Origin of the sequence: Amycolatopsis sp. CA-161197 (genome assembly GCF_050942255.1) — a bacterium.
In the GTDB taxonomy this organism is placed as follows: Bacteria; Actinomycetota; Actinomycetes; order Mycobacteriales; family Pseudonocardiaceae; genus Amycolatopsis.
Genome location: NZ_CP192059.1, coordinates 3,249,488 through 3,263,468, shown reverse-complemented (window position 1 = coordinate 3,263,468; position 13,981 = coordinate 3,249,488). Strand labels below are relative to the sequence as shown.

Sequence of the window (13,981 nt, the reverse complement as noted above, 5' to 3'; positions counted from 1 at the left end):
GAGACAGCTGTCACCTGCGGTTCACCCGGAGATTGTCGGTGCCGCCGTCCAGAATGGGCGCGACGAACGACGCCGGGCCGTGAGAAGCTCGGCTCAAGAACCCGGAGGAAACGGACATGACTGCGGCGCTCATCGGACGGGAGCACCCCGCCTCGGTGTTGCGCGCGGAGCTGGCGCGTGCGACCGCGAGCCACGGAGGCCTGGTGCTGGTCACGGGCGAGGCCGGCATCGGCAAGACCACGCTCGTCACCGGCTTGGCCGACGAGGCCCGCGAACGCGGCGCGCTCGTTCTTGCCGGCACGTGCTGGGAGTCGGGCAGCGCGCCCGGTTACTGGCCGTGGGTGCAGGTCGTGCGCGCGCTGCGCCGGGCCGCGGAGCCGCACGAGTGGGCCGCCGCCGATTCGGCGACGCTCTCGGCGCTGCTCGGCGAATCCCCCGAACCCGGCGACGCGTTCCGGCTGCACGACGCCGTCACGAGCGCGCTCATCACGCTCTCGCACGACCGGCCCGTGGTCGTGGTCCTCGACGACCTGCACTGGGCCGACCCCGCTTCGCTGCGCCTGCTCGACTTCGCCGCGCGCCACACGTGGTTCGAGCGGCTGCTGCTGATCGGCACTTACCGGGACGTCGAGGTCGAGGCGCCCGGCCACCCGTTGCACCAGCTCGTGCTGCCGCTCGTCGCGAAGGCCACCACGGTCACGCTCACCGGCCTCGACCCCGCGCAGGTCGCCGAGCTGATGGGCCGCACCGCGGGCACGGACCCGGGCGCCGAGCTGGCCGCCGACGTGCACCGCCGCACCGGCGGCAACCCGTTTTTCGTCGAGCAGACCGCCCGCCTCTGGCGCAGCGGCAGCCCGGTCTCGGCCGTCGCGCCGGGCGTGGCCGACGCGTTGCAGCGGCGGCTGTCGCTGCTGCCGGCCCAGGTGGCGGACTTGCTGAGCGACGCCGCCGTGCTCGGCCGGGAGTTCTCCCTGCACTTGCTGGCCGCGGTCGCCGCCGCGCCGGTGCCGCAGGTCGACCACCTGCTCGGCCAGGCCGTCGCGGCGCGGCTCGTGGTCGCGCTCGGCGAAGGCCGCTTCGCGTTCGCCCACGACCTCGTCCGCGAATCGCGCTACGCCGGCCTCGGCGCCGAAGGCGCGGCCCGCCGCCACGCGGCCGTCGCCGGCTCCGACCTGATCGGCCCCGCCGAACGTGCCCGGCACGCCTACCTGGCGGGCGCCCTCGTCGAGCCGGCCCGCACCGTCGAGCTGCTGCTGGCGGCGGCCCGGGACGCGAGCGCGCGCCTCGCCATCGAGGAGTCGATCGGTCACCTGCGGCGCGCGCTGGACCGCGCGCCGACCGTGCGGACGCGCGCGGTCGTGGAGCTGGAACTGGGCACGCTGCTGTGGCGCGTCGACGACAAGGACGAGGCTTGGGAGCACTTCGAAGGCGCCGTCGCGGCCGTCCGCGAACTCGACGACGCCGAGCTGCTCGCGCGCGCCGGCCTCACCCTCGCCCGCGTCGACCCGGGCGGGGCCCGCCACGAGCTCGTGTCGGGTCTGCTGCTGGAAGCCCACCGCCGCCTCTGCGCGGGAACGCCGGCCGAACAGCTGTCCCTCGACCGCGTCACACTCGAGCTGACGGCCCGCGCCGCCATGCTCGCCCGCGACGACGAAGACGACCACGCACTCGCCTTCTCCCTGTGGGCCCGCCACGACGCCATCTGGGGCCCCGGCAGCGGCGCCGAACGCGAACGCTTGACCGACGAGCTCGCGGCCGTCGCCCGCCGCACCGGTGACCGCGAAAACGAATACTTCGCGTCGTCGCTGAAATGGGTCGCCCTGCTCGAACAGGGCGACCCGCGTTACCTGGAGCAGTTCCGCTCCTTCCAGGCCCTGACGGAAAACAGCGGCCTGCGCGGCGCCGAACTCGCCGCGAAAATCGACCGCAGCATCATCTGCGCCCTGCACGGCCGCTTCGCCGAGTCGGACGCCGCGCTGCAGCAAGCGCTCGACGCCCACCTCGGCCTGAGCGAACGCGAGTTCGGCTTCATGGGCGACCAGCTGCGCTGGAGCACCTTGCTGCTGCAAGGCCGTTTCGCCGAGCTGGCCGACCTGCCCGCCCGCATGAGCGACGCCGGCCACTCCCACCCCGGCCTCCTGCGCGCCCTCGCCGCCGCCCACGCCGGCGACGCCGCCGCCACGCGCGCGCTACTCGCCGAGGCCACGGCGGAAGCCCCGTACTCCCGCGAGTTCACCCCGCTCTGGCTGCGCTGCCAGGCCCAGGCCGCCGCCGTCCTGGGCGACCGCCCCGCCGCCGAACGCCTGCTGGCCGAGCTCGCCCCGTACTCCGGCGAATGGCTGGTTTCCTTGTACGGCTGCGATCTGAGCGGTCCCGTCGACCTCTGGACCGGCCTCCTCGCCGCCACCCTGGGCGACCACGACCTCGCCGTCGACCTGTTCACAGCCGCCGCCCGCTCCGCCGACCGCCTTCGCGCCCGCCCGTGGTCGATCGAAGCCCGCAGCCACCTCGCCACCGCCTACCAGAACCTCGGCGACCCCACTCGTGCGGCGGAACTCTTCGACACCGTCACCGCCGAAGCGACGTCACTCGGCCTGCACCACATCCCTGCCCGCGTCCGTTCAGCGCGAACGGAACCGTTACCCCCCAACGAGTTCCGCCGCACCGATTCCGTCTGGTGCCTCCGCTACGCCGGCCAAGAAACCCGTGTCCCCGATTCCAAAGGCCTGCGCGACCTCCACTTCCTCCTCGGCCGCCCCGGCACCGACGTCCCGGCCGTCCGCCTCTTCTCCCCCGAGGCTCCGGTCGTTCCCTCCTACACCGGCGACCCCCTCCTCGACGACACCGCCAAAGCCGCCTACCGCCACCGCCTCACCGAACTCGACGCCGCCATCGACCACGCCACCACCCTCGGCGACGACACCCGCGCCGCCACCCTCGACACCGAACGCGCCGCCCTCCTCACGGAACTCCGCACCTCCTCCGGCCTCGCCGGCCGCACCCGCCGCCTGGGCGACGAATCCGAACGCGCGCGCAAAGCCGTCACCGCCCGCATCCGCGACGCCATCCGCAAACTGGCCGACCTCCACCCCACCCTCGCCGACCACCTCCACGCCACGATCACCACCGGCTCGAGCTGCTCCTACCACCCGCCGGCCCCGACCCCCTGGCGCCTGTAACCCCGCACAGCGCACCCACACCGCCGGCCGCCCACACAACCCACCCCGACGTTCTCTTGCCCCTCACCAACCCCCACCCGGCAACGCGGGTGAAACTCCCCCAACCCCTCCCCGCACCCTTCCCCCGGCCGGCCCCCGATTCTTTTGCCCCACACGGTCTGGACCGGTTGTCAAGGTACGCTTTCCCGCCTTGACAACCGGTCCAGACCGTAGTGACACTCGAAAATCGGGGTGCCCCACCACACTTCCTCGAACGCAATGGTGCGGTCCGCGCGCCGAGCACTTCACTTCCGGTTGTACAACCGCATAGTCCACGTCCCGAACACCACCGTCAGGGCCCCGGCCGCGATCAACGTCCACATGATCGCCCCGAAGTCCCACGCCCCGGCCATCATCGACCGGACCCCGCTCACCAGCTGGGTGATGGGATTCAGTTCCACAAAAACCTGCAACCACCCCGGCATGGTCGACGGATCCACATACACATTGGACAGAAAAGTCAGCGGCATGATCACCATCATGCTCACCCCCATCACCGACTTCTCCGACCTCAGCAACAACCCGAACATCGTCCACACCCACGACAGCCCGAAAGAAAACACCAGCAGCAGCACAACCCCGGCCACCACACCCCCGAACCCGCCAGGCGGCCGGAACCCCAGAATCAACCCCACCACCATGATCACCACGGACGCGATCACATACCGCAGCGCGTCCCCCAGCAAATACCCCACCATCGCCGACGGTCGCCAAATCGGCAACGTCCGAAACCGGTCAAACACCCCCTTCTCGATATCCGTGTTGACAGCCAACCCGGTATACATCGTGATCATCACAACACTCGACGCCAAAATCCCCGGCAGGAAAAACTGCAGATACTGCGAAGGCGAGCCCGCCAACGCCCCACCGAACAAATACGTGAACATCAACGTCATCATGATCGGAAACGCCGTCACGTCGAACAGCTGCTCCGGGACGTGCTTGATCTTCAGCACCGCCCGCCGCCCGAACGTGATGGACGTGGACAACGCGCTGGGCCGCGGCGGCCGCTCCACCGCCACCAGCAACGCCGCCAAATCCTCGACCTTCGGCGCCGCCAACTCGACATCAGCCTCACGTACAGTCGTCACACCGCCACCTCCTCAGCCGGACGATCGGTCAAAGCCAAGAACACCTCGTCAAGACTCGGCTGCCCCAGGGAAAACGTGTCCACCGTGATCCCCGCCCGAGCCAGCTCCGCCAACGCGCGCGACGCCCGATCCGCCGCACCGAGATGCGCATCGGCCGACAGCCGCGCCGTCAACGCCACCGGATCCGGTTCCAACTGCACAGCCGCGTCGAGCGTGCGCCCCAGTACTTCAGCGGCAGCCGCACGCTGGTCGGAATCACGCAACCGAAGGTGCACTGCCCCCACCCCCACGGAGGCCTTCAGCTCCCCCTTGGTCCCCTCCGCGATCACCTTCCCGTGATCGATCACCGCGATCCGCGACGCCAGCTGATCGGCCTCGTCGAGGTACTGCGTGGTCAGCAGCACCGTCGTCCCCTGCGCGACGATCGCCCGCACGATGTCCCACACCTGGTTGCGGCTACGGGGATCCAGCCCGGTCGTCGGCTCGTCGAGGAACAGCAGATCGGGCGTGTTGAGAATGCTCGCCGCGATGTCCAGCCGGCGCCGCATCCCACCCGAGTAGTTCTTCACCTGACGCGCCGCCGCGTCGGTCAACCCGAACGCCTCCAGCAGCTGCGCCGCCCGCGACCGCGCCGCGGGTTTGCGATGCCCCAGCAACCGAGCCAGCATCACGAGGTTCTCGGTCCCGGTGAGATCCTCGTCGACCGACGCGTACTGCCCCGTGAGGCTCACCCGGCTGCGCACGGCATCGGCGTCCCGCACCACGTCCTTGCCGAACACCCGTGCCTCGCCCCCGTCGGGTCTGGTCAGCGTCGCCAGCATCCGCACGGCCGTCGTCTTGCCCGCGCCGTTGGGGCCGAGGACGCCGTAGACGGTGCCGGCGGGCACCACGAGGTCGATGCCGTCGACTGCCCGGGTCTCCCCGAACACCTTCACGAGCCCGGCGGTCTCGATCGCCGGCTCGGCGGTGGCACTGCTCATGTCTGTCCTTTCCCCGTCACAGTCGGTTCACGCGCAATACGGCCGCGCCCGCCGCCCGTCGCGCAGGGCGAGCCCCCACCAGACGAGCTCGTCGAGCAACGTCGTCACGGCGTGCGCGTAGCGCTCCGGATCGGGCCGGAACCCGCCGTCGGCGACGCGGCCTTCGAGCAGGTCGAGGCACACCGCGTCGCGCAACGTCGCCGTGTGCAGCTCGGTGAACACCCCGCGAAGCTGCTCAACCGCGTACCGGCCGGCGGCGCGGTAGCCGTAGGAGACGAACCCGACCGGCTTCGCCCGCCACTCGTCGTACGCGCAGTCGATGGCCTGCTTCAGCGACGCCGGGAAGCTGCGGTTGTACTCCGGCGTGACGACCACGTACGCCTCCGCCGCCGCGATCCGCCGCGCGAACCCGGCCATCGCCGGCGTCGGCCGCGCGGGGTAGCACGTCGGGATCGCGAAGTCGGCGAGGTCGACCACGTCGAGGTCCAGCCCGGTGCGCCCACCGGCCCGCTCGACGAACCACCGGCCGACGCCGCCGCCCACCCGGCCCTCCCGGGTGCTGGCGACGACCACGGCCACCCGCAGCTTCTCCTGCACACAGTGGAGGCGCCAGATCCGCGCGAGCCGCCGCCAGATCGAATCTGGCAGACGTCAGGCGAGGAACGGGTGCAGCCCGTAGATCGGGATCACCGACCCCACGAGCCACACGGCACCCGCGCACCGTTGAAACGTTTCATCATCGTGTTAGGCTGGCCGTCCCAAGGGGCGAGGGAGGGCCGTGGTCGGCATCAAGGACGTCGCGAAGCGCGCGGGCGTTTCGATCGGCACAGTGTCCAATGTGGTCAATCGGCCGCACGTCGTCGCGACGGCCACGCGCAACCGGGTGCTGTCGGTCATCCAGGAGCTGGGGTACGTGCGCGACGAGTCCGCGCGGCAGCTGCGGGCGGGGCGTTCGCGGATCATGGCGCTGCTCGTGCTCGACCTCGGGAACCCGTTTTTCGTCGACGTCGCGCGCGGCGCCGAGGAAGCCGCCCACGCGCAGGGGATCAACATCATCACGTGCAACAGCGGGCAGCGGGTGGAGACCGAGGCGTCGTACCTCGCGATGCTCGCCGAGCAGCGGGTGCGCGGCGTGCTGCTGAGCCCGGTCGACACCGCGGGCGACGCGATGCAGGCCTTCCGGCGCAGCGGGATCCCGTACGTGTTCGTGGACCGCAAAGTGCCCGCCGACGAGGCCAGCTCTGTGTCCGTCGACGACGTCGCCGGTGGCGCGCTGGCCGCGCGGCACCTGCTGGAGACCGGGCACCGGCACATCGGGTTCGTGAACGGTCCCACCATCCTCACGCAGTGCCGTGACCGCGACGCCGGCGTGCGTTCCGTGCTCACCGGCTCGGGCGCGCAGTTGTCGGTGGTCGAAGCGATCGGCCTCGACGTCGCGTCGGGCCGCGACGCGGGCGCGCGCCTGCTCGGCATGAGCCCCCGGCCGACGGCCGTGTTCTGCGCCAACGACCTGCTCGCCCTCGGCGTGCTGCAGGCGATGGTCGGCGCCGGCGTGCGCGTGCCCGACGAGATGGCCATCGTCGGCTACGACGACATCGAGTTCGCGGGCGCGGCGGCCGTCCCGCTCACGTCCGTGCGCCAGCCCGCGTTCCGGCTCGGGCGCACGGCCGCCGAGCAGCTGCTCGCGGAGACGGACGAGAACCCGCCGCCGCACCGCGAAGAGGTCTTCACGCCGGAGCTGGTGGTGCGGGAGTCGACGCGCGTTCGGCGATAACTGTTTACACCGGAGTGTACAGAGAGCTATAAACACTCTCGTGGACACTGGCCGCAAGCTCCTGCCCCGCGCCGAACGCCGCGCGCAGATCCTCGCCGCGGCGCGCACGGCCTTCGCTCGCGACGGATACGCGGCCACCACCATCGAGCTGGTGGCCCGCGAGTCCGGCGTCACGGCGACGATCATCTACCGCCACTTCGCCGGCAAGCCCGACCTGTACCGCGCCGTCCTCGACGACGTCCGCGACCGCCTGCGCGCGGCCACGTCGGACCGTCCCGACCCGGTGCGCGCGGCGGTCTCCGCGGCGGCCGCCGACCCGGACGGCTTCCGCCTGCTGTTCCGCCACGTCGCACGCGAGCCGGAGTTCAGCGAATGGGCGGCCGACTTCCGCTCGCGCAGCTCCCTGGTCGCGGAATCGGCGCTGCCGGCGGAAATCCCCGACCCGGCACGCCGGGCCTGGGCCGCGACCTTGTTGACCACGCTCTCGGTGGAAACGATCCTCACCTGGCTCGACGCCGGCCGCCCGGCTTCCGGGGAGACGGTCGCCGCCGCCATCGACGCCGCCTCCGCCGCCTTGATCACCACGATCGGAGCACCATGACCTACCACGACGTCGGCCGCTTCGACGCCCGTGCCGACACCTACGACAAGCCGGCCCTGCAGGGCTTCTTCGGCGCCGTCCACCGCGCGACGCTTTCCTTCGCCACCCCTGACGCGCCGGGTTCGGTCCTGGACGTGGGCGCCGGCACCGGCGAACTGCTCGCGCTGGTCCACGCCCGTTTCCCGGACGCCGCTTTGTCCGGTGTGGACCCCGCGGCCCGGATGCTCGCACGGGCACGGGAAAAGCCTTTCCCGGCCGAACTTTCCATCGGCACCGCGGAGGCTCTCCCCTTCCCGGCCGAGCACTTCGACCTGGTGCTGTCGACGACGTCGTTCCACCACTGGGCCGACCCCGCCCGGGGCCTCGCGGAAATCCACCGCGTCCTCACTCCCGGCGGCACGGCGGTCGTGGCGGAACACTTCACGCGAGGCTGGCTACGCGTTGCCGCCCGCCTCCTGCCGCGCCGCAACCGCACGGAAAGCGTCGAGGACGTCGTCGCACTGGCCCACAACGCCGGCCTCGACTTCGCCGGCCAAGCGACCGTCTTCCGCTTGGCGGGACTGCATTTCGTCACCGCTCTCCGGTTGCGCAAGCCCGGAAACGCCTGAGGGGCGGCACCGAAACGGCACCGACCCTCCGGACGTGGGTACCCGAAGGTGTGCCGGGTCGGGGCACCGGCGCACCTTCGGGCAGCTATCCCCCGGTACTCAGCCGCATGGCCAGAGCCACCGCGCCGAGCAGCGACGCGTCCTGGTCGAACCGCGCCGCCACCAGTTCCGGCGGGAACGGCACCGCCCCGGCCAAGCGGTCACGCAAAGCCGGCAGCAGCACGTCGGCCGAGCGGACCAGCCCGCCGCCCACGGCGATCCGCGAAGGATCGAACGCGATGGCCAGATTGGCGACGTGCATGGACAACTCGTCCAACGCCGAGGTGACCAGTTCCTTCGCCTGCGTGTTCTCCCGAGCCAGCTCGAACAACGAAGCCGCCGTCACCGGACGGCCCAGCAGCTCCGCGGCCCGGCGGCCCAGCCCGCGCCCGCCGACGGCCTCCTCCAGCGGCGCCGAGCCGCTGGCGAAGCCGTCGGTGTCCTGGGGCGCGAGCAGGTTGTAGCCGATCTCGCCCGCGGCCCCGTTGGCGCCGGTCAGCACGACACCGCCGACCAGGACCGCGGCGGCGATGCCGGTGCCCAGCGAGAGGAACACCGCCGGGTCGGCGCCCGCGAGGGTGCCGAACTCCCATTCCGCCAGGGCGGCCGCCTTGGCGTCCGTGCCGGTGGCGATGGGGACGCCGCCGAACTCGGCCGCGACCAGCGAATGCAGGTGCAGCTGTTCCCACCCGGGCACGTTGGGCGCGAGCAGGATCCGGTCCTCCAGGACGATCCCGGGGCTGACGACACCGACCGAGTCGACGCGCGCGCCCTCGTCGGCCACCAGAGCCTTGGCCCCGGCGAGCGCGCGCGTCACCACCTGCTCGGCCCCCGCCTCGGCGTCGGTGTCCAGCCGGCGCGTCGCCAGCAGGGTTCCGGCGTCGTCAGCAAGCCCCAGCGCCACTTTCGTGCCGCCGAAGTCGATACCCAGGATCACTCGCGAGTCCCCTCGATCGCCGGCGGACGGACGGCGTAGCCGCCGTGGTGACCGCGCGAAGCGGGCACCACCACGTTGCCGGTGTTGAAGCCGTCGACCGTGATCACGGCGGGTGCGCCGTGCAGGTCCGCGGCCTTGTAGGTCACCGTCAGCGTCTGCGACTCGCCGGGCCACAGCGTGATGTCGTTGTCGTCCCACGTCGCCGCGGCGAGCTGGCTGTCGCCGGACGCGACACCACCGGAAGCGGTGCCCCGGCGGACGTCGGCGCGGAGGAAGAACCCGACAGCCGGCGTCTTCGACGTGTTGGTCACCGTCACCGTGGTCGCCGTGTCGGCCCCGTCCGGACCCGCCACGCGCTTGGTCGAGCTCTCGACACCGATCTGCGCCTTCGGCAGCTCACGCAGCGCGGACATGTCGCTGTACTGGCTGAGCGTGGCCTGCGGCTCGCCCAGGGTCTTGTTCCAGTCGACGACGTCCTTCTGCGTGGAGAGCCAGTAGACGTTGCGGTCCACGACCTTCGCGCCCTGCTTCACCTGCAGCTCCACGAAGTACACCTGCGCCTTGGCCGGCGGCTTCGTCTCGGCCGGCACCTTCGGCTTGAGCAGCCCGGTGACGGCACCCTGCGAGTTCAGCGACACGTTCTTCGCCGTCTGGTCGTCGAGCACCTTGCCCGCGGTGTCGTACACCTTGGCCTGCACCGAAACACCGGACTGCGTACCGCCGCCCAGGTTGGCCAAGGCCACGGAACCGTTGTCATAGCCGTAGATCGCGTGCAGCGGCTCGTTGGCCTTCTTCGCGCCGAAGAACGCGCCCGGCTGGTCACCGTCGTCGTTGTAGAGCGACCACAGCAGCGTCGGCCAGCCCTTGTTCAGCTGCCAGTACACGACCCCGGTCGACGGGTTGTCCTTGTCCGTCGAGTGCGCGATGAACGACTCGAACTGCGACCGGGTGTTCTCGTAGTTCGCGACCTGCGCGGACTCCACATAGGACTCCAGCGAGTTCCACTTGCCGTAGCGCTGGGTGATGGAGTTGTCCAACGTGTACAGCGTGCCGAAGGCGTAACCGCCGTGGTCAGGCTCGAAGTTGGCGTGGTACTGGTTGTACGCCGGGTCCTGCCACAGCTTCGCCTGCTCCTCGGGCGAGAGGAACCGCTTGATGGAGTCCAAAGTGGGCACGGTGTGCCCGGCGCTCTGCTCGCTCGCGAAGCCCCACGAACCACCGGCGTTGGTCCGGCTGGAGTCACCGGAGTCGAAGTGCGACGTGTCGTACCAGTAGGCCGGCGGGACCCAGTCGTACGGGCCTTCCTTCTCACCGGAGACACCGAGCGTCGGGGTGCTCTTGTACTCCGCCGAAGCGATCACCGGCACCTGGAAATCGGCTTCGGAGAACGCGGCGAGCGTCTCGGACTCCTGCCGAGCGACGGGTTCGTTGTCGCTCCAGCCGTAGTTGAAGACGCTCGGGTGGTTGCGCTCGCGCTGCGCGATCGAGTACGCGGAGTCGTGCATGATCCGGTAGTCGCGATCGGTGAGCTTCGAGGCGTCCTCGGGCTGCCAGGCGTCGCAGCACAGGAAGCCGCCGATCACCAGCAGGCCCGCGCGGTCGGCCTGATCGTAGAAGTCCTGCGGCATGTCGTGGCCCTCGAGCCGCACGCCGGACAGGCCCATGTTCTTGATCAGCGCGATCTGGTGCGCGGTGTCGGCCTTGTCGTAGCGCAGGAACAGGTCCGGCGCGAAACCGCCGCCGCGGAACACGAAGTCCTTGCCGTTCACGGCGAACAGCCGCGAGCCCTGCGGCAGCGGCGCCGACTTGCCGACGAGCTTCGAGGTCACCGTGCGGATACCGAAGGTGTCCGAAGAGGACGTGGACACGACGCCGCCCTGGCTCACCGAGGTGTCCAAAGTGTACAGCGGCTGCGCGCCCATCGAGTACGGCCACCACACCTGCGGCTTGCGGATCTTCAGCGCCGCGAACTTCGCCGGCGTGAACGTCACCGTCTGCTTGGCGTGCGCCGCCACCTTCACGCTCTGCTTCACCACGATGGGCGCGCCCGACGGCGGGTTCACCGTGGCCGTGACGTCACCGGTCTGCGCCGAGCCGGCGTTGTTGGTGACGTCGACCTTCACCGTCAGCGAGGAGGTGGACAGGTCGGCGGCGTTGTCCTGCACCACGTGGGCGTTGTCGCCGGTGAGCGCGTCGGACAGCTGCAGGGTCGGCGGGTACTGGATGCCGGTGTCGTTGTCCGGCGGGATCTGGCCCCAGTCGACCTGGTCGAGCGTGTACATCGTGAGCGGGTTGTTCGGGTAGACCTTGATCGCCAGCGTGTTCTTGCCCGGCTTCAGCAGCTTGGTCACGTCGAAGGTGTGGCCGGCGAACGCGCCGCTCACCACATCCTTGCCCGCCACCAGCGTGCCGTTGACCCACACGTCGCCCTCGCCGACGATGCCCGGGATCGTGAGCTTGCCGTTCTTGCCCTTGGCGAAACCGGGGTCGAAGTCCGTGCGGTACCACCACGGGTCGGAGAACGGCTTCGTGGTCACGGGGCCGAGCTTGTCGACGTACCCGAAGCACTTGCGCATGTTGTCGGAGTAGAAGACGTCCGGGCACTTGCCGTTCTGCACCAGCGCGTTGATCTCGGTGCCCGGCGCGCCCGCGTCGTCGGCCTTGACCGGCAGCCAGCCCTTCGTCGAGTACCCGGGCTGCGAGACGCGGTCACCGCCGTCCTTCACGCTCGCGGTGGTGAGCACCTGCCAGCCCGACGTGCCGATCGTGGACAGCCCCTGCTCACGCGGAGCGTGGTGCTGGGGCGACGCGGCGGGCGCCTGGGCCGACGCCGTCGCGCTCACCACCCCCGGGACCAGGATCAGCGCGGCGGCCGCCGCGATCCCGGCGACGAGCGGTTTCCTCATGCCTCAAGCCCCTCTTCGGTCGGCTGCTGCTGCGCGAGGACGAACTCCTCGCGGATCTCCTTCGGCCCGAACGGCCACGTCTTCTCCGCCGCTGCGTAAATCAGGAACGCGACGACGCCGAGCACGATCCACGCCACGGAAAGGACGATCGAGAGCGTCGTGGCGGAGATGTAGATGTACACCCAGCCGGCGAGCGCGATGATCGTCGGGATCGGGTAGAGGAACTGGCGGTACGGCCGCTTCAGCGTCGGCTGGCGGCGGCGCAGCACCCAGATCGCGGCGACCTGCGCCAGCGACTGGATGATCACGAGCACGGTCACGGCCGCGTTGATCACGTCGGTCAGGGTGAACAGCGAGCCGATCGCGGTGATCACGCCCATCGTCAGCACGCCGGCGGTGGGCAGGTTCAGCTTCGGGTGCAGCTTGGCGAACACCGGCAGGAACACCTTGTCGCGCGCGGCTTCGAACGGCACGCGCGAGCCGCCGAGCAGGCCGGCGAAGACGGAGCCGATGGCGGCGATGACGATGAAGACGGTGATCACCTTCGCGGTGACCGTGCCCCACGCCTGCTCCAGCACGGTGGAGGCGACCGACGTCGCGTTCTTCAGCTCGTCGAGCGGGATCGAGCCGAGCACGCCGACCTGCAGCAGGAAGTAGAGCGCCATGATGCCGAGGATCGAGAAGATGATCGACCGCGGGATCGTGCGGCCCGGGTTGCGGACCTCACCGCCGAGGTAGGCGCTGGTGTTGTAGCCGAGGTAGTCGTAGATGGCGATGACGAGGCCGGCGCCGAGGCCGCCCCAGAAGGCGCCGCCCGAGCCGAACGCGCCGGGGGTGAAGGCGAACGCCTGGCCGCCGCTGAAGTGCGAGAAGGCCGCGACGATCACGGTCAGCACGGCGAACAGCATGATCACGAACAGGACGGTGGTGAGCTTGCTGATCTGGCCGATGCGCCGGAACAGCGCCAGCACGATCACCACGACGATCGCGATGCCGATGATCTTGCCCAGCGGCGTCACGCCGCCGTCGTCCACCACGCCCGGGATGAGGTAGCCGAGGTACTGGACGAGGCCGATGATGCCCGTGGACATGATCAGCGGGATGAACAGCACGGCGCTCCAGGCGAACAGGAACGGCATCAGCCGCCCGGTGCGGTACTGGAAGGCTTCGCGGAGGTAGATGTAGGTGCCGCCGGCGCCGGGCAGCGCGGCGCCGAGCTCGGCCCAGACCAGGCCGTCGGCCAGGGCGATGATCGCGCCGATGATCCAGCCGAACATCGCCTGCGGGCCGCCCATCGTGGCGACCATCGCCGGGATGGTCACGAACGGGCCGATCCCGCACATCTGCGTCATGTTGATCGCGGTCGCCTGCAGCGGCCCGATCTTGCGTTCGAGACCGGTCCGTGGAAGATCCGCCGTTCCGGAAGCCCCCGAACGGGTGGGTGAGCTCACGTCGCGCCTCCGTCCAATAGTTAGTAAGGCTTCTTAACATAAGATTTGCGGGGTCGGAAGGGCCGCGTTCGTAAAGTTGTGGAAACGGCGAGGGGTGAGCATGGCGGGACCGCGGGTGGGCACACCGGCGAACATGCGCGAGCTGAACCAGCGGCTGGTGCTGGACCGGTTGCGCGCCGGCGGTGCGGCCACGCGGCCCGGGATCGCCGCCGACACCGGGCTTTCGAAGCCGACGGTGGGCCAGGCGCTGCTCGATCTGGAGCAGTGCGGATTGGTCCGGGCCACCGGCCACAGCCCGTCGGGGCCGGGGCGCGCCGCCGTCGTGTACCGGGTGGCACCCGAGGCCGGGCACGTCGTGGGCGTGGACATCGGCCGG

General features: G+C 70.4%; 10 protein-coding genes. 4 read left to right on the top strand and 6 right to left on the bottom strand.

Going from position 1 to position 13,981, the window contains the following annotated elements; all coding sequences use genetic code 11:
• Positions 1 to 116: 116 nt before the first annotated feature.
• Entirely contained in the window at positions 117 to 3,179 is a 3,063-nt protein-coding gene (locus ACQPXB_RS15615) for an ATP-binding protein (RefSeq protein ID WP_432852555.1), read from the top strand.
• A 284-nt stretch (positions 3,180 to 3,463) separates the two neighbouring features.
• On the opposite strand, the gene ACQPXB_RS15610 is transcribed toward ACQPXB_RS15615, so the two are convergent.
• Genes ACQPXB_RS15610 through ACQPXB_RS15600 form a run of 3 tightly spaced genes read right to left on the bottom strand, consistent with a single transcriptional unit; the run spans position 3,464 to position 5,886 of the window.
• Positions 3,464 to 4,309 (bottom strand): ABC transporter permease, encoded by an 846-nt coding sequence (locus ACQPXB_RS15610; protein ID WP_366586146.1) that lies wholly within the window; start codon positions 4,307 to 4,309, stop codon positions 3,464 to 3,466.
• The gene (locus ACQPXB_RS15605) at positions 4,306 to 5,289 is read right to left on the bottom strand and encodes an ATP-binding cassette domain-containing protein (RefSeq protein ID WP_366586148.1); all 984 of its coding nucleotides are present in this window, start codon (positions 5,287 to 5,289) and stop codon (positions 4,306 to 4,308) included. The genes ACQPXB_RS15610 and ACQPXB_RS15605 overlap by 4 nt, the downstream gene beginning before the upstream one ends.
• Positions 5,290 to 5,316: 27 nt before the next feature.
• A complete protein-coding gene (locus ACQPXB_RS15600) occupies positions 5,317 to 5,886 on the bottom strand; it encodes an NADPH-dependent FMN reductase (protein WP_432852550.1) in 570 nt (189 codons plus the stop codon).
• Between the two features lie 181 nt (positions 5,887 to 6,067).
• Here ACQPXB_RS15600 and ACQPXB_RS15595 point away from each other — a divergent pair, with 181 nt between their 5' ends.
• From ACQPXB_RS15595 to ACQPXB_RS15585, 3 genes are read left to right on the top strand one after another with little or no spacing between them, the layout of a single operon-like run.
• Positions 6,068 to 7,063 carry a LacI family DNA-binding transcriptional regulator gene (locus ACQPXB_RS15595; protein ID WP_366586152.1) on the top strand — a complete coding sequence of 332 codons (996 nt, stop codon included), beginning with the start codon at positions 6,068 to 6,070 and terminating at the stop codon, positions 7,061 to 7,063.
• A gap of 40 nt (positions 7,064 to 7,103) precedes the next feature.
• Positions 7,104 to 7,664, top strand: a complete 561-nt coding sequence (locus ACQPXB_RS15590; protein ID WP_366586154.1) for a TetR/AcrR family transcriptional regulator — start codon at positions 7,104 to 7,106, stop codon at positions 7,662 to 7,664.
• Positions 7,661 to 8,272, top strand: a complete 612-nt coding sequence (locus ACQPXB_RS15585) for a class I SAM-dependent methyltransferase (protein ID WP_432852546.1) — start codon at positions 7,661 to 7,663, stop codon at positions 8,270 to 8,272. Before ACQPXB_RS15590 ends, ACQPXB_RS15585 begins: the two co-directional genes overlap by 4 nt.
• An 85-nt stretch (positions 8,273 to 8,357) precedes the next feature.
• On the opposite strand, the gene ACQPXB_RS15580 is transcribed toward ACQPXB_RS15585, so the two are convergent.
• The 3 genes from ACQPXB_RS15580 to ACQPXB_RS15570 are packed head-to-tail and all read right to left on the bottom strand — an operon-like array spanning position 8,358 to position 13,605.
• Positions 8,358 to 9,248 (bottom strand): ROK family protein, encoded by an 891-nt coding sequence (locus ACQPXB_RS15580; RefSeq protein ID WP_432852543.1) that lies wholly within the window; start codon positions 9,246 to 9,248, stop codon positions 8,358 to 8,360.
• On the bottom strand, positions 9,245 to 12,154 hold the full coding sequence (locus ACQPXB_RS15575; protein ID WP_432852540.1) for a glycosyl hydrolase 2 galactose-binding domain-containing protein: 2,910 nt from the start codon (positions 12,152 to 12,154) through the stop codon (positions 9,245 to 9,247). The genes ACQPXB_RS15580 and ACQPXB_RS15575 overlap by 4 nt, the downstream gene beginning before the upstream one ends.
• Positions 12,151 to 13,605, bottom strand: coding sequence for an APC family permease (locus ACQPXB_RS15570; protein ID WP_432852537.1), 1,455 nt, complete (start codon positions 13,603 to 13,605; stop codon positions 12,151 to 12,153). The genes ACQPXB_RS15575 and ACQPXB_RS15570 overlap by 4 nt, the downstream gene beginning before the upstream one ends.
• Positions 13,606 to 13,981 lie beyond the last annotated feature (376 nt).

Bases quoted from the DNA above. Each gene is read 5' to 3' on its own strand.
- ACQPXB_RS15615 (WP_432852555.1), top strand. From the start codon at position 117: ATGACTGCGGCGCTCATCGGACGGGAGCACCCCGCCTCGGTGTTGCGC.
- ACQPXB_RS15605 (WP_366586148.1), bottom strand. From the start codon at position 5,289: ATGAGCAGTGCCACCGCCGAGCCGGCGATCGAGACCGCCGGGCTCGTG.
- ACQPXB_RS15585 (WP_432852546.1), top strand. From the start codon at position 7,661: ATGACCTACCACGACGTCGGCCGCTTCGACGCCCGTGCCGACACCTAC.
- ACQPXB_RS15575 (WP_432852540.1), bottom strand. From the start codon at position 12,154: ATGAGGAAACCGCTCGTCGCCGGGATCGCGGCGGCCGCCGCGCTGATC.